Annotated in this window: 21 protein-coding genes and 1 pseudogene; 10 read left to right on the top strand and 12 right to left on the bottom strand. The window is 47.8% G+C overall.

Annotation, left to right across the window (positions count from 1 at the left end; genetic code table 11):
- Nucleotides 1-30 precede the first annotated feature (30 nt).
- The 12 genes from P0078_RS17935 to P0078_RS17880 all read right to left on the bottom strand — a co-directional run bounded on the left by P0078_RS17935 (nt 31) and on the right by P0078_RS17880 (nt 8778).
- Nucleotides 31-849 (bottom strand): hypothetical protein, encoded by an 819-nt coding sequence (locus P0078_RS17935; protein WP_282931278.1) that lies wholly within the window; start codon nt 847-849, stop codon nt 31-33.
- 34 nt (nt 850-883) lie between these two features.
- Nucleotides 884-1702 (bottom strand): hypothetical protein, encoded by an 819-nt coding sequence (locus P0078_RS17930; RefSeq protein WP_282931277.1) that lies wholly within the window; start codon nt 1700-1702, stop codon nt 884-886.
- 33 nt (nt 1703-1735) lie between these two features.
- Nucleotides 1736-2251 (bottom strand): hypothetical protein, encoded by a 516-nt coding sequence (locus tag P0078_RS17925; RefSeq protein ID WP_282931276.1) that lies wholly within the window; start codon nt 2249-2251, stop codon nt 1736-1738.
- Nucleotides 2251-2559, bottom strand: coding sequence for a hypothetical protein (locus P0078_RS17920; RefSeq protein WP_282931275.1), 309 nt, complete (start codon nt 2557-2559; stop codon nt 2251-2253). The genes P0078_RS17925 and P0078_RS17920 overlap by 1 nt, the downstream gene beginning before the upstream one ends.
- Before the next feature lie 31 nt (nt 2560-2590).
- Nucleotides 2591-3415: a hypothetical protein gene (locus tag P0078_RS17915; RefSeq protein WP_282931274.1), complete on the bottom strand. Its 825-nt coding sequence runs from the start codon at nt 3413-3415 to the stop codon at nt 2591-2593.
- Nucleotides 3416-3449: 34 nt separating this feature from the next.
- Nucleotides 3450-4271 (bottom strand): hypothetical protein, encoded by an 822-nt coding sequence (locus P0078_RS17910; protein WP_282931273.1) that lies wholly within the window; start codon nt 4269-4271, stop codon nt 3450-3452.
- A 33-nt stretch (nt 4272-4304) separates the two neighbouring features.
- Nucleotides 4305-4547: a hypothetical protein gene (locus P0078_RS17905; protein WP_282931272.1), complete on the bottom strand. Its 243-nt coding sequence runs from the start codon at nt 4545-4547 to the stop codon at nt 4305-4307.
- A gap of 110 nt (nt 4548-4657) precedes the next feature.
- Complete coding sequence (locus P0078_RS17900; RefSeq protein WP_282931271.1) at nt 4658-4822, bottom strand: hypothetical protein; 165 nt, start codon at nt 4820-4822, stop codon at nt 4658-4660.
- Between the two features lie 339 nt (nt 4823-5161).
- A complete protein-coding gene (locus tag P0078_RS17895; RefSeq protein ID WP_282931270.1) occupies nt 5162-5980 on the bottom strand; it encodes a hypothetical protein in 819 nt (272 codons plus the stop codon).
- Complete coding sequence (locus tag P0078_RS17890) at nt 5977-7302, bottom strand: hypothetical protein (protein WP_282931269.1); 1326 nt, start codon at nt 7300-7302, stop codon at nt 5977-5979. The genes P0078_RS17895 and P0078_RS17890 overlap by 4 nt, the downstream gene beginning before the upstream one ends.
- A gap of 607 nt (nt 7303-7909) precedes the next feature.
- Nucleotides 7910-8569, bottom strand: coding sequence for an alpha/beta hydrolase (locus P0078_RS17885; protein WP_282931268.1), 660 nt, complete (start codon nt 8567-8569; stop codon nt 7910-7912).
- Entirely contained in the window at nt 8569-8778 is a 210-nt protein-coding gene (locus tag P0078_RS17880) for a hypothetical protein (protein ID WP_282931267.1), read from the bottom strand. The genes P0078_RS17885 and P0078_RS17880 overlap by 1 nt, the downstream gene beginning before the upstream one ends.
- A gap of 663 nt (nt 8779-9441) precedes the next feature.
- On the opposite strand from P0078_RS17880, the gene P0078_RS17875 reads away from it, so the two are divergent.
- The 10 genes and pseudogenes from P0078_RS17875 to P0078_RS17830 all read left to right on the top strand — a co-directional run bounded on the left by P0078_RS17875 (nt 9442) and on the right by P0078_RS17830 (nt 18416).
- The gene (locus P0078_RS17875; RefSeq protein ID WP_282931266.1) at nt 9442-10179 is read left to right on the top strand and encodes an OmpW/AlkL family protein; all 738 of its coding nucleotides are present in this window, start codon (nt 9442-9444) and stop codon (nt 10177-10179) included.
- Nucleotides 10180-10349: 170 nt separating this feature from the next.
- Nucleotides 10350-10781, top strand: a complete 432-nt coding sequence (locus P0078_RS17870; RefSeq protein ID WP_282931265.1) for a DoxX family protein — start codon at nt 10350-10352, stop codon at nt 10779-10781.
- A 47-nt stretch (nt 10782-10828) separates the two neighbouring features.
- A complete protein-coding gene (locus P0078_RS17865) occupies nt 10829-11800 on the top strand; it encodes a glutathione S-transferase family protein (RefSeq protein ID WP_282931264.1) in 972 nt (323 codons plus the stop codon).
- Nucleotides 11801-11905: 105 nt separating this feature from the next.
- The gene (locus P0078_RS17860; protein WP_282931263.1) at nt 11906-12808 is read left to right on the top strand and encodes a LysR family transcriptional regulator; all 903 of its coding nucleotides are present in this window, start codon (nt 11906-11908) and stop codon (nt 12806-12808) included.
- A gap of 102 nt (nt 12809-12910) precedes the next feature.
- On the top strand, nt 12911-13603 hold the full coding sequence (locus P0078_RS17855; protein WP_282931262.1) for a pirin family protein: 693 nt from the start codon (nt 12911-12913) through the stop codon (nt 13601-13603).
- Nucleotides 13604-13822: 219 nt separating this feature from the next.
- Nucleotides 13823-14943, top strand: a pseudogene (locus tag P0078_RS24650) (proton-conducting transporter transmembrane domain-containing protein); the annotation flags it as partial.
- Nucleotides 14935-16107: a hydrogen gas-evolving membrane-bound hydrogenase subunit E gene (gene mbhE, locus P0078_RS17845; RefSeq protein ID WP_353057084.1), complete on the top strand. Its 1173-nt coding sequence runs from the start codon at nt 14935-14937 to the stop codon at nt 16105-16107. The pseudogene P0078_RS24650 and the gene mbhE, both read left to right, overlap by 9 nt.
- On the top strand, nt 16104-16523 hold the full coding sequence (locus P0078_RS17840) for a Na+/H+ antiporter subunit B (RefSeq protein ID WP_282931260.1): 420 nt from the start codon (nt 16104-16106) through the stop codon (nt 16521-16523). The genes mbhE and P0078_RS17840 overlap by 4 nt, the downstream gene beginning before the upstream one ends.
- A gap of 1 nt (nt 16524) precedes the next feature.
- A complete protein-coding gene (locus P0078_RS17835; RefSeq protein WP_282931259.1) occupies nt 16525-16899 on the top strand; it encodes a Na+/H+ antiporter subunit C in 375 nt (124 codons plus the stop codon).
- Entirely contained in the window at nt 16896-18416 is a 1521-nt protein-coding gene (locus P0078_RS17830) for a Na+/H+ antiporter subunit D (protein WP_282931258.1), read from the top strand. The genes P0078_RS17835 and P0078_RS17830 overlap by 4 nt, the downstream gene beginning before the upstream one ends.
- The last annotated feature ends 34 nt before the right edge of the window (nt 18417-18450 follow it).

Raw genomic sequence — 18450 nt, 5'->3', positions numbered from 1 at the left:
GAGTCTCTCCACACAAACTTCGGGCCAGATTTAGGCCCGCTGTTGTGCCAATTTTGAGGCTTCAGTTAAAGCGGCCTGCCGCTGTCTTTCAGCATCTGGCGTCAGGGTAATATCAATATTCTCAGCAAACTCACGCGCTGTCCTTTCCGCTGCTTCGGCAAAGTTGTTATCATCCGCTAGGTGATCTACACCGCTGGCACTGGGCATATAGGAAAATTTAAGAATATGTTCGTCGGTAATAGCGGTAGCCCAGGTGTGCCTCTTCAGTTCAAATGGTCTCCATATAGAAAATGAATAGCAAGTTAGCCCCCTATGCTCAGCTGAATGCAACGCTTCAACGGTTTTGGGGTATAACCAAGTATGAATTTCCGGGTTATAGGGTTCCAGGTAATCACCTTCGCGCCGTTTTCTATTTCGCTCTTCGTAATCTCGTGCCAAATCATCCAGCAAAATCATGGCCAGCTGCTCGGGGATAAACAGACTCTGCAAACCGTATTTTTTCAGATCCCGGCGCTGGATAATCATCTGTAGGGTACCGCCCCCCACAACCCCGTCACCGAACAAACCATCGGTATAGATCCAACCGCTTTTATAAACAATTTCGGTTTCACCACCATCCCATTGTTCAAAGCTGCGAGTATCATAGATATTCATTCGCTCCACCCAAATATCATTGGGGAACATTCTCGTTTGAGGGGGATTTTTAAACTTGAGCTTAATCCCGGAAAGGTCAATTTCCTTCCAGGGGGCTTGCTCAAAATCCGGACCGTAAAGATTCAGCTTACTGGCCTGCCATGCGGCCGGCAGGCGCTTGTAAATGGGCGGCCACAATAATAGTTTCTTCAGCATCACACCGTCTCTCTACACAAACTTCGGGCCAGATTTAGGCCCGCTGCTGTGCCAATTTTGAGGCTTCAGTTAAAGCGGCCTGCCGCTGCCTTTCAGCATCTGGCGTCAGGGTAATATCAATATTCTCAGCAAACTCACGTGCCGTTCTTTCCGCCGCTTCGGCAAAGTTATTGTCATCCGACAGGTGATCTACACCGCTGGCACTGGGCATATAGGAAAATTTAAGAATATGTTCATCGGTAATAGCGGTAGCCCAGGTGTGCCTCTTTGGCCTCAAGGGTTTCCATATGGAAAAAGAATAGCAAGCCAGCCCCCGGTGCTCCGCTGGATGCAACGCTTCAACGGTTTTGGGGTATAGCCAAACATCAACTTCCGGATTGTAGGGTTCCAGGTAATCGCCTTCTCTCAGTTTTTTATTCCTAGCCTCGTAATCTCTCGCCAAATCATCCAATAACATCATCGCCAACTGTTCGGGAATAAACAGACTGTGTATGCCGTATTTTTTTAAATCCCGCCGCTGGATAATCATCTGCAGGGTACCGCCCCCCACAACTCCGTCACCGAACAAACCATCCGTATAGATCCAACCGCTTTTATAAACAATTTCGGTTTCACCACCATCCCATTGTTCAAAGCTGTGAGTATCATAGATATTCATTCGCTCCACCCAAATATCATTGGGGAACATCTCAGTTTGAGGGGGATTTTTAAATTTGAGTTTGATCCCGGAAAGGTCAATTTCCTTCCAGGGAGCTTTCTCAAAATCCGGGCCGTAAAGATTCAGCTTGCTGGCCTGCCATACGGCCGGCAGACGCTTATAAATGGGCGGCCACAATAGCAGTTTTTTTAGCATCGTAAGTTTTTCTACACAAACTTCGGGCCAGATTTAGGCCCGCTGCTGTGCCAATTTTGAGGCTTCAGTTAAAGCCGCCTGCCGCTGCCTTTCAGCATCTGGCGTCAGAGTAATATCAATATTCTCAGCAAACTCACGTGCCGTTCTTTCCGCTGCTTCGGCAAAGTTGTTATCATCCGCTAGGTGATCTACACCGCTGGCGCTGGGCATGTAAAAAAATTCTAGGATATGTTCATCGGTTATAGCGGTGGTCCACGTATGAATCTTTGGCTTTAAGGGCTTTCGTACCGAAAATGAGCAGCAAGTTAGCCCCTGGTGCTCCGCAGGATTTAGCGCTTCAATAGATTTGGGGTATAGCCAAACATCAACTTCCGGATTGTAGGGTTCCAGGTAATCACCTTCTCGCAGTTCTCTATTTCGCTCTCCATAATCTTTTGCCAAATCATCCAACAAAATCACTGCAAGCTGCTCGGGAATAAACAGGCTCTGCAAACCATATTTTTTTAGATCCCGTCGCTGGATAATCATCTGCAGGGTACCGCCCCCCACTACTCCGTCACCGAACAGGCCATCGGTATAGACCCAGCCACTCTTATATAGCGTCTTAGTCCTACCGCCATCCCAGGGGGGCTAAAAGATTGATCGTCGTAGATATTCATCCCCTCCACCCGGATATCATTAGGGAACATTCTCGTCTGAGGGGGATTTTTAAAATTGAGTTTGATCCCGGAAAGGTCAATATCCTTCCAGGGGGCTTGCTCAAAATCCGGGCCGTAAAGATTCAGCTTGCTGGCCTGCCATGCGGCCGGCAGACGCTTGTAAATTGGCGGCCACATTAATAGTTTCTTCAGCATCACACCGTCTCTCTGCACAAACTTCGAGCGAGATTTAGGCCCGCTGCTGTGCCAATTTCGAGGCTTCAGTTAAAGCCGCCTGCCGCTGCCTTTCAGCATCTGGCGTCAGGGTAATATCAATATTATCAGCAAACTCACGCGCCGTTTTTTCCGCCGCTTCTGCAAAGTTATTGTCATCCGCTAGGTGATCTACACCGCTGGCACTGGGCATATAGGAAAACTCAAGGAGGTGCTCATCGGTAATAGCGATAGCCCATGTATGCTTCTTTGTTTCCAAAGGTCTCCATATCGAGAAAGAGTAGCAAGTCAGACCTTGATGCTCCAATGGATTCAGCGCTGCAACGGTTTTAGGATATAACCAGGTATGAATTTCTGAGTTATACGGCTCTACATAATTATCGTCTTCGCGCCGCTTTCTATTCCGCTCTTCATAATCTTTTTCGAAATCATCCAGCAAAATCACTGCAAGCTGCTCGGGAATAAACAGGCTCTGCAAACCATATTTTTTTAGATCCCGTCGCTGGATAATCATCTGCAGGGTACCGCCCCCCACTACCCCGTCACCGAACAGGCCATCCGTATAGACCCAACCACTCTTGTATAGCGTTTTAGTCCTGCCACCATCCCAAGGTGGATTATAGGAATTATCGTCGTAGATATTCATCCCCTCCACCCGGATATCATTTGGGAACATTCTCGTCTGAGGGGGATTTTTAAACTTAAGCTTTATCCCGGAAAGGTCAATTTCCTTCCAGGGAGCTTGCTCGAAGTCCGGGCCGTAAAGGTTCAGCTTACTGGCCTGCCATGCGGCCGGTAGGCGCTTGTAAATGGGAGGCCATAATAATAATTTCTTCAGCACCACACCGTCTCTCTGCACAAACTTCGAGCGAGATTTAGGCCCGCCGCTGCGCCAATTTCGAGGCTTCAGTTAAAGCCGCCTGCCGCTGTCTTTCAGCATCTGGCGTCAGGGTAATATCAATATTCTCAGCAAACTCACGTGCTGTTCTTTCCGCCGCTTCGGCAAAATTGTTATCATCCGCTAGGTGATTCACGCCGCTAGCACTAGGCATATAGGAAAACTCAAGGATATGTTCATCGGTAATAGCGGTAGACCAGGTGTGCCTCTTTAGTTCGAATGGCTGCCATATTGCAAATGAGTAACAGGCCAACCCCCGTTTCTCCGATGGATTCAGCGCTTCAACGCTTTTGGGGTACAGCCAAACATCAACCTCTGGATTGTAGGGCTCCAAATAATCGCCTTCACGAAGTTTTTTATTCCTTGCTTCGTATTTCTTTGTTAAGTCATCCAATAAAATAGTTTCCAGCTGCCCGGGAATAAACAGGCTCTGCAAACCGTATTTTTTTAAATCCCGTCGCTGGATAATCATCTGTAGGGTACCGCCCCCCACAACCCCATCACCAAACAGGCCATCCGTATAGACCCAGCCACTCTTGTATAGCGCTTTAGTCCTACCTCCATCCCAAGGGGGGCTATAGGATTGATCGTCGTAGATATTCATCCCCTCCACCCGGATATCATTTGGGAACATCTCAGTTTGAGGGGGATTTTTAAACTTAAGCTTAATCCCGGAAAGGTCAATTTCCTTCCAGGGGGCTTGCTCAAAATCCGGGCCGTAAAGATTCAGCTTACTGGCCTGCCATGCGGCCGGCAGGCGCTTGTAAATGGGCGGCCACAATAGCAGTTTTTTTAGCATCGTAAGTTTCTCTACACAAACTTCGGGCCAGATCTAGGCCCGCTGCTGTGCCAAGGTCGAGGCTTCAGTTAAAGCCGCCTGCCGCTGCCTTTCAGCATCTGGCGTCAGGGTAATATCAATATTCTCAGCAAACTCACGTGCTGTTCTTTCCGCCGCTTCGGCAAAGTTATTGTCATCCGCTAGGTGATCTACACCGCTGGCACTGGGCATATAGGAAAACTCAAGGAGGTGCTCATCGGTAATCGCGATAGCCCATGTATGCTTCTTTGTTTCCAAAGGTCTCCATATCGAGAAAGAGTAGCAAGTCAGACCTTGATGCTCCAATGGATTCAGCGCTGCAACGGTTTTAGGATATAACCAGGTATGAATTTCCGAGTTATACGGCTCTACATAATTATCGTCTTCGCGCCGCTTTCTATTCCGCTCTTCATAATCTTTTCGAAATCATCCAACAAAATCACTGCAAGCTGCTCGGGAATAAACAGGCTCTGCAAACCATATTTTTTTAGATCCCGTCGCTGGATAATCATCTGCAGGGTACCGCCCCCCACAACTCCATCGCCGAACAGGCCATCGGTATAGACCCAGCCACTCTTATATAGCGTCTTAGTCCTACCACCATCCCAGGGGGGCTAAAAGATTGATCATCGTAGATATTCATCCCCTCCACCCGGATATCATTAGGGAACATTCTCGTTTGAGGGGGATTTTTAAATTTGAGTTTGATCCCGGAAAGGTCAATTTCCTTCCAGGGGGCTTGCTCAAAATCCGGGCCGTAAAGATTTAGCTTACTGGCCTGCCATGCGGCCGGTAGGCGCTTATAAATGGGAGGCCATAATAATAATTTCTTCAGCACCACACCGTCTCTCTACACAAACTTCGGGCCAGATTTAGGCCCGCTGCTGTGCCAATTTTGAGGCTTCAGTTAAAGCCGCCTGCCGCTGCCTTTCAGCATCTGGCGTCAGGGTAATATAAATATTCTCAGCAAACTCACGTGCCGTTCTTTCCGCCGCTTCGGCAAAGTTATTGTCATCCGACAGGTGATCTACACCGCTGGCACTGGGCATATAGGAAAATTTAAGAATATGTTCGTCGGTAATAGCGGTAGCCCAGGTGTGCCTCTTCAGTTCAAATGGTCTCCATATAGAAAATGAATAGCAAGTTAGCCCCCTATGCTCAGCTGGGTGCAACGCTTCAACGGTTTTGGGGTATAACCAAGTATGAATTTCCGGATTATAGGGTTCCACGTAATCACCTTCGCGCCGTTTTCTATTTCGCTCTTCGTAATCTCGTGCCAAATCATCCAGCAAAATCATGGCCAGCTGCTCGGGGATAAACAGACTCTGCAAACCGTATTTTTTCAGATCCCGGCGCTGGATAATCATCTGTAGGGTACCGCCCCCCACAACCCCGTCACCGAACAAACCATCCGTATAGACCCAACCGCTTTTATAGACAATTTCGGTTTCACCACCATCCCATTGTTCAAAGCTGCGAGTATCATAGATATTCATTCGCTCCACCCAAATATCATTGGGGAACATCTCAGTTTGAGGGGGATTTTTAAATTTGAGTTTGATCCCGGAAAGGTCAATTTCCTTCCAAGGAGCCTGCTCAAAATCCGGGCCGTAAAGATTCAGCTTGCTGGCCTGCCATGCGGCCGGCAGGCGCTGGTAAATGGGCGGCCACAATAGTAATTTTTTTATCATCTCGCATACTCGCGGCGCAGACTTCCGGCCAGTTTCAGGAACGAGCTTGCCCCTGAACCATTCTCCGATATTACATGGGCATTCATCTCGTTCACACTTTTAAAGGGGTGCATATGGGGATTTAAGGTAGGATCATTGGCGTGGTTGGCCAGCATATTTCTTAGTGCTCGCGCTTTTACTGCCATGCCCACACCACCAGCGCCGGCACTCAACTCACCAAGTCCCAGTGTAAAACCACCCAAGGCAAATGATCCTACATATCCTGCCGCCATTGCAAAGGAACTTTGCACATTTAATGAGGCTACCCTCGCGGCGTTATCATAATCAGACCCAAAGGCCTTTATCTCTTTAGAGATACGCGGGTTAACCCGATTCAGGGGTTGACTCCAGTCATGGGGATGATATTTAAAGACGTCTTTGTGAAGTTTTAATCCAGCCCCCCGCACCAATGGCAGTAGGGTTTGAAGACTGCCCTTGGGGGCGGCAAAAAACACCGTATGTTTGTCTAGCACCTGCCCCTGCAAACGCAGCAAAGTCTTGCGGAATAAGTGGCAGCCATCCCCGTGAATCACCCACTGGGTATCCCTTCCTTCCTTTTGTGATGCCAATATCAGGTTGCCCAGCTTGTTCGCTGTCACGTCAAAAGAAACCTGTTTCTGTTGTGGGGTCTTCCACTGTTGGCCGGCACTGTAAAGCGGGCGCGGATTATAGAACAACCCAAACCCTTCATCTTTAATCCCCTGGCTGCCGCTGACATCTTTATAGGCGCCATTCACCATTCCCGGGATAATATCCCTGGCTGCGACTTCAGCATGCCGACAGAGCCCATTAACGGCCATATTGGTGCGTCGGATCTTGGGCTGCTCATCCTTATCTAGCGCCCATTCCTTTTCACCTGCCTTATAATCAACATGATACAGCCCCGGCGTTACATCCCCTCCAGCATGCTCAGCAAAATCGATACGGGTGATATAGACACCACCACGCCGATTATCTGCACTGGGCTGGACAATCTTGTAACCGATCTGCAGGTTCTCAATGATATCCATGTGCTCAAAGGCATTATGGGCATTGTTATAGCTCTTGAAGCCTCCGGCGGTGGCCCGCAGTTGGGCAAGGCGGGACATCACCATTGATCCTTTGTAGCCACTTCTTGCTAGCCAGCTGGCAAACTTCCCGGCGATGGCTGCAGCAATATAAACCTTACGGCCATCTTTAGCGTCTGAAATCAGGAGGTAGCCGTTTGAGTTATCCCCCATAGCCTTAAAGCCATGTACCTCCATTGCAGGAGAAGCCGCTAAACCAGAACCAAATACCTTCATTCGAGAATCCCTCCCTTATACATAACAATCGGTTTGATCGGGCGTTATTATCTATAAAAATCGGCCAAAATCACGTTATTAACAGACAGCTTTTATACATAATGTGATTTATTTCCAGTTTGAAATAATAAAGGGCAAGAGCTAGCCTAAGCTTTCAAAGATATTGAACAACAAGTGTGGTGGCAAACTGGCTTTAGCTACTTGGCTGTCCTACAGGAATTGTGGAAGCTTTGTGGATTTGTACCAACCAGCAAGTCTATAAAGCTACCTCTACTGGGTTCAATTTCTCGCCTCTTTCCATATTGCAAACGCCTACCGCTAGGCCTGCTTATTAGTACCAATGTATCAACTGCTAAAAGTGATACGCAGAAATTGAGACAACGAGAAACTAAGAATTGAAAGGGGTATTAGCGACAGCCGAAGAATACTTCAAACGAGAAAAACTGACAGGCTTTAAATCAGAAGGACTACAAAATAGCAACAAAATAAAAAATTATTCCAGCAATACTTACAAACAAAAATAAAAGGGCCTTATACAGGGAACTATTAAAAGCTCCGTAAAGCGAGCATTCAAGGCCCGCCGTACCTCTAAGCCTCAATAGCTTGGTTAACCCACACGCTTCCCCAAATCTGCCCCTACTATTACCTTCTTGGCCTTTTCCATTTGCAGAAATTCTACCACTGACTCTATTACTTCAGCATCCCAAACTATTTTCCGATGCCCAACACCGTTAATTTTAATCATCTCCGCTGCGGGCCAGGTTTTATGAATTCTTTCTCCGTGGAAGACAGGTACTTCATCGTCTTCAGTATCGTAGATCATTAAGAGCGGGGTATCTTCTGGGGTATACATTTTGCACTGCAACAACTCCTGCCAAGAGTACCCTATTTGATTCGCTATCTTGTCTTGGCATAGCTCTGCAGTTTCAGGGCTTACCTTCAGCATATTTTTCATAATTTCTATAATGGGCAAGGGAGCACTCGGTGCGCCGAGTATTGCGTAGCACTGGGCTTTAAGCCCAAACTCCCGCGCGCGCATTGTCATCATTCCGCCCATCGAGTGACCGACGATGGCAAATATTTCCGAAAACTGGCTGGCCAGAGAGCAGATATCTTTCGCCATAATATCGAAATTACAAACCTTGCCCTCAGAGTGACCGTGAGCGGTAGCATCGATAGCCACCGCTTGGAAACCCTGCTCAGCAATTGCCATCGCCAAGGTTGCCATTTTTGCGGCTTTGGCTTCCCAGCCGTGGCAGAGAATCACTACAGGCCCCTCCCCCAGGACCAGGCCGTATTTTCTGTTCCTAAAGCACCTCGGTAAGTAATCTTCTTGGCTTGAGACTGCTGAGCCTTCTCACGCTCGGAGTCAGCATGGCGTCTGGGTCGAGAAGACAGGTACATTGCAATATTGGCCGATAATTTTGGGGATAGCCGCCCTGTGAGTTGCATTGTTCCCTGTATTATCTTAAGCATGTTATTAAATCTCTAGCCTGGTGTCTTATATGATCATTGATAGTGGGTTTTGCTAAGGGAGCCTCTGAATAACTCCGTAATGCCTCTGCGGGTCTTGAAGGCTGCAGATGTTAGGCGTAGCTCGCCGCGAATGGCCGTAGCCCTTTGCAAGAGCTGCAACGCAGCAGCTGTGGCCTTCAAGGCCCGCCCTTCGGGGCTTGCAGAGCGATTCACACTCCGCGTTGCGACTTCTTGAAAGGTCTAGACATTCCTGCGAAGCCGCGCCTTGATTGTGAACCGCTCTGCATGCCAGAGGTATCATGGAGTTATTCAGAGGCTCCTAAGCATTAAGAAAAATACACTGATCAAGAATCGCTAAATATATATCAACGTAGAAACACAAAATAATACAGGGCGAATTCAATCAATAGATTAACCGATTCGACAATTATCGCCGCAATAGGAAATAAAACTCTTTTCTGGTTTGCACTCTCTCACAGATAGGAAATTTTTCTCAAAGGGAGCCAGCAAAGTTATATCAATAAAATACCGCGCCACAGCTTTTACTATCTTCTTTCCCGGATCTCCAAGACATCTACACTAATAATCTGGCGGTAAGTTACGGTATTCATATCGCTATCAGACCTCCTACTTATTACCAGTCGCACCTCTGGAAGGTTGGGCATGAACGGAATCAATCTGACATTAGTTTTTTGTGCAGTACTGTTGCTTACCAGCCCGTCGGTTGCGGACTATAAAAAGGGAGATTTTATCGTTCGCGTTGGCGCTGCTGCGGTCGATCCAAACGACGATTCTGGTAGACTTCGCCTAAATGGCACCCCCTTGGACTACACCCGGGTCTACGTGGATACCGGCTACTCCGCTAGCATCACTGGTACCTGGTTATTTGCAGACCACTGGGGACTGGAATTACTGGCAGCTGTACCTTTCCGGCACGATCTCGATGTTCGCGGTTTACCGGACCCGGATACCGGTGATCCACTGGGTCGGGTATCCCTGGGTGACATCAAGCACCTTCCGCCAACTCTCAGCGTACAGTGGTATCCGGTATGCACCGAGTCCTGGGTACAGCCTTATATTGGTGTGGGAATTAACTACACCCATTTCTTCGATGAAGATATCAGCCACACGGCACAAAACTACTTCGAGACGGCCCTGGGTGCAGACTCAAGGGCATCCCTGAGCCTGAGCAATTCCTGGGGCCTGGCAGGGGAAGTGGGCGTAGATATTGCCTTTGGACGAGAGAGCAACTGGCTGTTTAATGCGGCCATCTGGTACTTGAGCATCGATACCAAGGCCAAAATTCGCTTCCGCACAGAAGATAACGACTACGACCGCATCAATGTAAATGTAGATATTGACCCCTGGGTCTACTCAATAGGTATCGGCTATCACTTCTGAGCGGCCTTTTGTCCACTTCTGAATGAACCTGACCCACCCGATGTTCGATTTATTCGAATGATATGGTCGAATTTAACCAATTTTCATTCTACTCGTCCTCTATAAACTGCCCCTTATCCACAGCAGCTACTCCGCAGTGGCGCTCAATTTACAGTTTAAGGACCGACACAATGAATACTTCCACTTTATCCACAGCATCAAATGCCCCCAGTGGTTCCTTGTTTCCAGCCGTCGCAGACCTTTCCGGACGTATTGGCTTGGCAGCAATCTTCTTACTGGCAGGTGTTAACAAGATCCAAAACTATGAGGGTAGCGCTCAGTACCTGGCCTACGGTGGTCTACCCGAGTTTCTGCTCCCATTGGTAATCCTGTTTGAGATAGGCGGTGCCTTAGCTCTGATTGCGGGTTTTCAAACTCGATTAACTGCTCTGGCATTCGCCGGATTTAGCTTACTCACTGCGTTCCTGTTCCATAGCAACCTGGAAGATCAAATGCAGTTTCTAATGTTCTTTAAGAACCTGGCTATAGCCGGTGGTTTTCTGGTGATAGCAGCCCATGGCGCTGGGCGTTTCAGCTTGGACAACAGAAAGAAAACACATTGATTCCATCTGAAGCCAGTCACAAAACAACCGCTATTTAGGAGTATGAAATGGGATTGTTAATTAATGGCCAGTGGCACGACCAGTGGTATGACACCAAGAATTCGGGGGGCGCATTTAAGCGAGAGGCTGCACAGTTACGCAACTGGATTACTGTCGATGGCAGCGCAGGGCCTAGTGGCATAGGTGGCTTTAAAGCTGAGTCTGGGCGCTACCATCTATATGTATCCCTGGCCTGCCCCTGGGCTCATCGCACCTTGATTTTCCGCAAATTGAAAAAGCTGGAAGAACATATCAGTACCTCCGTTGTAAGCCCGGATATGCTTGAGCAGGGATGGAGCTTCAATACCGATGAGGGTAGTAGCGGTGATGCACTATTTGGTTATGACTTTATGCATCAGGTTTACACTCGCAATAAATCCGACTACTCCGGCCGCGTTACGGTCCCAGTACTTTGGGACAAACAGCAAAACTGTATTGTCAGCAATGAGTCATCCGAAATAATTCGCATGTTTAATAGTGCGTTTAATGAAATTACTGGTGATACACAGGACTTTTATCCCAAAGACAAACAGAAAGATATCGAAGCCATCAATCAATTGGTCTATGAAAACATAAATAACGGGGTTTATCGCTGTGGTTTCGCGACGACTCAATCCGCTTATGAAGAGGCCTACCGAAACTTATTTGATGCCCTGGATAAGGTAGAGGCAATATTAGGTAAACAGCGGTATCTGGTAGGCGATAAGGTCTCTGAAGCAGATTGGCGACTATTCACAACTTTAATTCGCTTTGATTCCGTTTATCACGGCCACTTCAAGTGTAACCGGCAGCGTCTGGAAGACTTCCCCAACCTGCGCAATTATGTCCGCGAGCTATACCAGTGGCCGCAGGTCTCAGAGACAGTGAATTTCCACCATATTAAACGCCACTACTATTTTAGCCATAAATCCATCAACCCCAGCCAGGTGGTACCTGTGGGTCCAATGATCGATTACAACAGTCCCCACAATCGGGTATAAATACGCTTGCCCCGCGCTTGGGGCAAGTATTTGGGGTTCTAGGCAGTGCAGCTTTGCCCTTGATATTTATCCACAACTGCCGGTATAAGAATCAGGGTTTACATAATGCAAAAAACCACCTTAGAACAATGGCGCATGTTTAAAGCGGTAGTGGATGCCGGAGGTTTTAATCAGGCTTCTGCGCGAGTCCATAAAAGCCAATCCAGTATTCACAATGCGGTTAGCAACCTGGAAGCTGCTCTCGGAGTCAAGCTTTTTGAGATATCTGGCCGCAAAGTGATACTCACGGAAGTTGGCAACCTAATGCTGCGCCGCAGCCAATACCTGCTGGATGAAGTCTCCCGTATCGAGGATATTGCCAAAACCCTTGGTGAAGGCGTGGAATCAGAACTGCGTATCGCTGTAGATGGCGCCTTCCCCCAAAGTGTGGTTTTTCAGGCACTGGAGAAAGTTTCGGCGAGATATCCCCAGGTGAATATCGATATTGTCGATACCGTATTGTCCGGTACCAATGAGTTGATCCAAGAAGGGCTTGTGGATTTAGGCCTTTCTGCCTTTCCTATGAAAAATGCTCTCAACGATGAAATTTGCCGTATAGAATTTGTCGCTGTCGCTCATAGAGATCATCCGCTACATCAATTAAATTGCGAACTGACGTACGAGAATCTGAAATTATATCGACAGATTATTGTGCGGGACTCAGCTATGCAGACAAACAGGGATTCAGGCTGGCTGGGAGCGGAACAGCGCTGGAAGGTGGGTAGTTTACGGGCCTCCTTGGATCTTATTGAACAGGGCCTCGGATTCGCCTGGCTACCCATACCCTTAATTTCCAAGTTACTCAATGCGGGGACGCTTAAAAAGCTAAAATTAAAAAACGGTAGCCTACGCTCCACAAGCTTTTTCTTGAACTTTAAAGACCAGGATAAATTAGGCCCTGCCGCTAGAGAGTTTATTGGTGAGCTAAGATTGCTGACCTTAGATATGCCAACCTCTGAAGAAGCTTAAATATTCTATTAATACGAATAACCGATTCATTATTATCCAATATCTCCTATAACCACAGCAGCCTACCATAGCCAAAATATTTCTACCGATAAGGAATTGGCTATGTACTACTTCAGACCATCAGGGGAACGGGGGCAAGCCCGTTTTGGTTGGCTACACAGCAAACACAGTTTTTCATTTGGGCACTATTATGACCCGAATCATCTGGGGTTTTCCGCGCTGCGAGTTATTAACGATGATACCGTAAAGCCTGGGGCAGGCTTTGACACTCATGGCCATCAGGATATGGAAATTATTTCCTATATTCTGGAGGGTGCTATCGAACATTTAGATAGCGAGGGAAACCACTTTGTCGTTCCCGCTGGTGAGATTCAAAGAATGAGTGCAGGTAAAGGTATTACCCATTCAGAGTATAACCACTCAAAGACTAAAAACCTTAAATTCCTGCAAATCTGGATTCAACCTAACCGGAAAAATATTCAGCCCAGCTATGAACAAAAATCAATCACTCAAGCTGGGGCGCTAACTCCGTTGGTAACTCCCAATGGACGCGATAACTCACTAATTATTCACCAGAATGCCAGCTTGTTTCGCCTCCAACTACGTACCGGTGAGAGTTTAAGATTGAACACCCTTAAGCGCCCAGGATATCTTCACATCATCGCTGGTAATGTCGAACTCAATGGCAGTCACCTGCTAGTGGCGGGAGATGGCTTGGGAGTTTATCGGGAAAAAATAGAGTTAACCGCTTCAGCAAATAATGTTCTCGCACTATGGTTCGACTTGCCTCGATAATAGGCAATCTATCAACAGACTGATTCTGTTGGGGCTGTAAACCTGTTCTGAGATACCGCTTCTTGTAACAGGCATTGGAATCTATCTAACCAGAACATTCATCTTTACAAGCACAAGACTACTCCTCCTAAAAGCGACAATCTCCGGTTTACACCTAAACTATTAACTTGGCAGTGATTCACTGCTAGATACTGACATCGAGTCACCAGGGATAAAATAATGGGATCAGTAGGCGACATGGAAAGTCGCAATGGCGATAGAAAAGCGCCGGGAAGATGGATCTCCCTGCTTTCTCCGATTCCTCCGGCCATTGTCGCCTTGTTATTGCTTTTTCATCTACCCGATATTTCTGCAGGCAGAGAGTTTTCCTTTGGCATTAGCTGGGTTCCAGATCTGGGCATATCCCTGCGCTTCTATATCGACGGACTCAGTTTTTTATTTGCCTTATTAATCAGTGGTATTGGATTTTTCATCACCATTTATGCCGCTGAGTATTTACGCGGCAATCCACTATTGCGACGTTTCTTCCTCTATCTCTATCTCTTTATGGTCGGAATGCTGGGTTTGGTATTGGCATCCGATCTCATTACTTTATTTGTTTTTTGGGAAGTTACAACAGTCGCGAGCTACCTCTTGATTGGCTTTAACCACTCCAGTGCTGTTGCGCGGCGATCAGCTTTACAGGCTTTACTAGTGACTGCCTTAGGGGGCTTTGCTTACTTACCGCTTTCTTATTAATAGGACAAATTGTCGATAGCTATGACCTTGAAGAGTTATTAATAAAAGGGGAACAAATTAAGTCCAGTTCACTCTATCTTCCTATTTTGATTCTGGTACTTATCGGAGCATTCTCAAAGTCGGCACAATTGCCTTTCCACTTTTGGTTACCCAATGCCATGGCGGCTCCAACACCGGTGAGCGCATATCTACACTCGGCCACTATGGTCAAAGCCGGCATTTACCTTCTTGCGCGCCTACATCCGGTACTGGCCCACACTGAATACTGGGAGTGGATTTTAACCTGCACCGGTATTGCCACTGCCGCAGTAGCGGCAGTGGCTGCCCTGCGTCAAACAGACCTGAAACGGGCCCTCGCCTATACCACCGTAATCGCTCTCGGCACTATCACCATGTTTCTGGGTTCTGATGCTTCAGCTGCCGTCGCCGCTGCAATTACTTTCTTGCTGGTTCACTCTTTTTACAAAGCTGCACTGTTTATGGTGGTGGGTATTATCGATCGGCAGACCGGCACCCGGGATTTAACCAAGCTACACGGCCTGGCGAAATTATTGCCCTTTGCGTTTATCGCAGCGCTGGCTTCAGCCCTATCCATGGCAGGGTTCCCGCCGTTCCTTGGATTTATTGGCAAAGAACTGAAATATGAAGGTGCCTTGGCGGTAGCTTCAGAGCCCGCATTGGTGGGCACAGCAGCAATTTTTGCCAATGCGGTAACGGTGACAGTAGCCGGTATGGTGGCCATCAAACCCTTCTTTGGTCCTCTAGCCAAAGATGCCAGCCGTATTCGAAGCGCACCTCCCGGTTTGTGGATAAGCCCAATAGTTTTAAGCGCTTTCGGCCTCACATTTGGCCTAGCCCCGGACTTAGTCGGTGGCGGACTGGTGGAACCGGCTCTCACAGCGATACTCGGACTTCCAGAAACCATCGACCTAAAACTCTGGCACGGTATTAACATTCCGCTCCTGATGAGCATTCTTACTTTTGTGCTCGGGGTGATTATGTATGTCAATCTCAAACGTATGCGAGCTTGGTTAAACTGGGATTTTACCCATGCGCCAACTAGTGCCGATTTACTATGGGATAAATCCTTAGAACTATTAAAAGCTTTTGCCGCGCTACAAACACGTATATTGCAAAATGGAATTATGCGGCGTTATCTCACTGTTATTTTTGTTACTCTCTCGATGGCTTTAATTTATGCCTTTATACATACCGGCCACTTCTCACTGGAGTACACTGCACCACGCCTCAATTTAAAAGAGTGGGCAGCCATACTGCTGACGGTAGGAGGCACCTTTACTGCGGGCATTGCGCGTAAACCTCTGACCGCCATTTGCGCACTCGGCGCTCTCGGTGTGGGTATAGCACTAATTTATCTTTTCTTTGGCGCACCGGATGTAGCCATTACACAGATTCTGGTAGAAACGCTGTATCTGGTATTAATTGCTGCGATTCTTCCACGCCTGCCCGTATTTACTCCCGGTAAGAAGGAAGGCTTCCGTCCCAGGGATGCACTGCTGGGTGCCACAGTCGGCCTTTTATTTACTATCAGTATTTTGGTAGTCCTGCAAACCCCATTCGAGAGCCCTGTGAGTGAATTTTACAAGGAGGCTGCAGTACCCGAGGCCCATGGGCGCAATATTGTCAATGTCATTCTGGTGGACTTCCGGGCCCTGGATACTTTCGGGGAGATTATTGTGGTGTTCACCGCAGCTGTCGCTGCGGTGACCTTACTCGGTCATCATTTAAGACGGGGCAAGCAGTGAATTCTATTATCCTACAGACAGCGACCCGTGTGTTGGTAGCCCTGATCTTGGTCTTCTCCATTTATATGCTGTTACGTGGACACAATTATCCCGGAGGCGGATTTATTGCTGGATTAATTGCCGCTTCTGCTTTTGCCCTGTTTGCTATGGCTTGGGGGATGGAGGCTGCACAAAGTGCTCTGCGTATACCTCCAGGGACCCTCGCCGCCTGGGGAGTTGTCATTGCCGGGTTATCTGGATTAATGGCTCTATTTTGGGGAGATGGCCCCTTTTCCGGACAGTGGTTTGCCATGGTAGGGAGCAAGGAAACTGGCGGAATTATTATCAGCAATGTTTTATTTTTTGATATTGGAGTTTACCTAACAGTACTCGGAGCCGTTCTCACACTGATTTTCGCACTGGAAGAGGCCAGCTAAAATGGAAGCTCCACTCGCCGTTGTCGTCGGCATCCTGATAGCTACCGGCGTTTACCTTATGCTGGCCCGCCACCTGTTACACTACCTGTTTGGCTTGGTACTGATCAGCAATGCCGCCAATTTGGCAATTTTTATCGCCGGACGACTGACCCGCGCCTCGCCACCGCTGGTCCCCAAGGGCCAGGAAGCCCCGCAAATTATCGTTGCCAATCCCCTACCCCAGGCCCTGATCCTAACCGCAATCGTAATTGGCTTTGGCTTGCTGGCTTTTGCCCTGGCACTAATTGCACAAGCTTACCGGGAGCTGGGTACATTAGATGTGGATAGTATGAGAATTGCTGAACCAGTTAAGCCCAAGAGGAAGAAAGCCCCTTGAGTTGGTTATTGGCCCTGCCATTCTTAATCCCTATCGCCACGGCGTTAATTACATTTCCCGCACGCGGCCGTCAATATCTTTGCTCTGCCATTTCTATATTGGGATGCCTCACCGCCCTTTGCATTAACCTTTATATTCTTGTCCTGGTAGAAAGCCAGGGCCCTCAAGCTGGGCAAATGGGAGACTGGCAAGCTCCCTTCGGAATCACATTGGTCGCCGATCGGCTCAGTGCGGTAATGCTGTTGATCAGTGCCATTGTGGGATTATGTGTCTCACTATTTGCAATATCAGACATCAGTGAAAAACGTGTGAAGATGGGATTTCACAGCTTCTTCCAGCTGCTTTTAGCGGGCGTCAGCGGTAGCTTTATCACTGGTGATTTATTCAATTTATATGTGTGGTTTGAGGTAATGTTAATTGCCTCTTTCGCTCTACTGGTACTCGGTGGTGAGAAAATACAACTGGATGGCGGTATTAAATATGTAGCGTTAAATCTGGTATCCACACTGTTGATGCTGACCTCTATCGGGCTCCTTTATGGGCTCACTGGCACCCTGAATATGGCTCAGCTGCATATTTCCCTGGCAGAGGTGCAAAATCCTGTCGCGATTTCAACATTGGCAGTTATATTTATCTGTGCTTTTGGGATCAAGGCGGCAATATTTCCCCTGTTTTTTTGGTTGCCCGCTTCATACCATGTTCCGCCGGTCGCCGTTACCGCTGTATTTGCCGGTCTATTGACTAAGGTCGGCGTCTACGCGCTTATTCGCACCTTTACTTTAATATTTCCCAATGATCTTGAGTTCACCCGGGATATTTTATTATGGGCAGCATTGCTCACCATGCTGACAGGTGTGTTGGGCGCTGCGGCACATTATGAATTTCGGAAAATACTTGCATTTCATATCATCAGCCAGATTGGATTCCTGGTCTTGGGGCTAGCTCTGAACAGCCCCCTGGCACTGGCCGGATCTGTTTTCTATATGGTCCACAACATTGTGGCAAAAACGAACTTATTCCTGATCAGTGGTACTGCTCAGCGCCTCACAGGCAGTTATGAATTGAATGAGATTGGCGGTTTATATCGGTCCAGTCCGTTTCTATCGACATTATTTTTTATAGCCGCATTCAGCTTGGCTGGATTTCCTCCACTATCAGGTTTTTGGGCAAAACTGCTATTGGTCAAGGCTAGCCTGGACCAGGCCGCCTATATCGTTGCTGCTGTCGCATTAATTACCGGGGCACTGACTCTATTTTCAATGAGCAAGATATGGGCGGAAGCATTCTGGAAACCCCACCCCGAGGAGCATTGCAAGAATTTATACAGCTTAAGTGGTGCGGAGCGCTTCCAGCGGCTGCTTCCAGTCATATTGCTCGCACTTATCACCTTGACCTTGGGATTTGTTCCTGAACCTTTTATAGAGTACTCCCTGGGTGCTGCCGGAGAGTTATTGGAGCCTGATGATTACCTGAACGCAGTGTTGCCAGGTATTGTTCATTCAATTACGGATAACTGAATAGAAATGCGTATTTTTCTATTAAATTTGCTGC

This window comes from Microbulbifer sp. VAAF005 (assembly GCF_030012985.1).
Lineage (GTDB): Bacteria > Pseudomonadota > Gammaproteobacteria > Pseudomonadales > Cellvibrionaceae > Microbulbifer.
The sequence above is the reverse complement of the archived record's forward strand: the minus strand, read 5'-3'. Positions and strand labels throughout refer to the sequence as shown.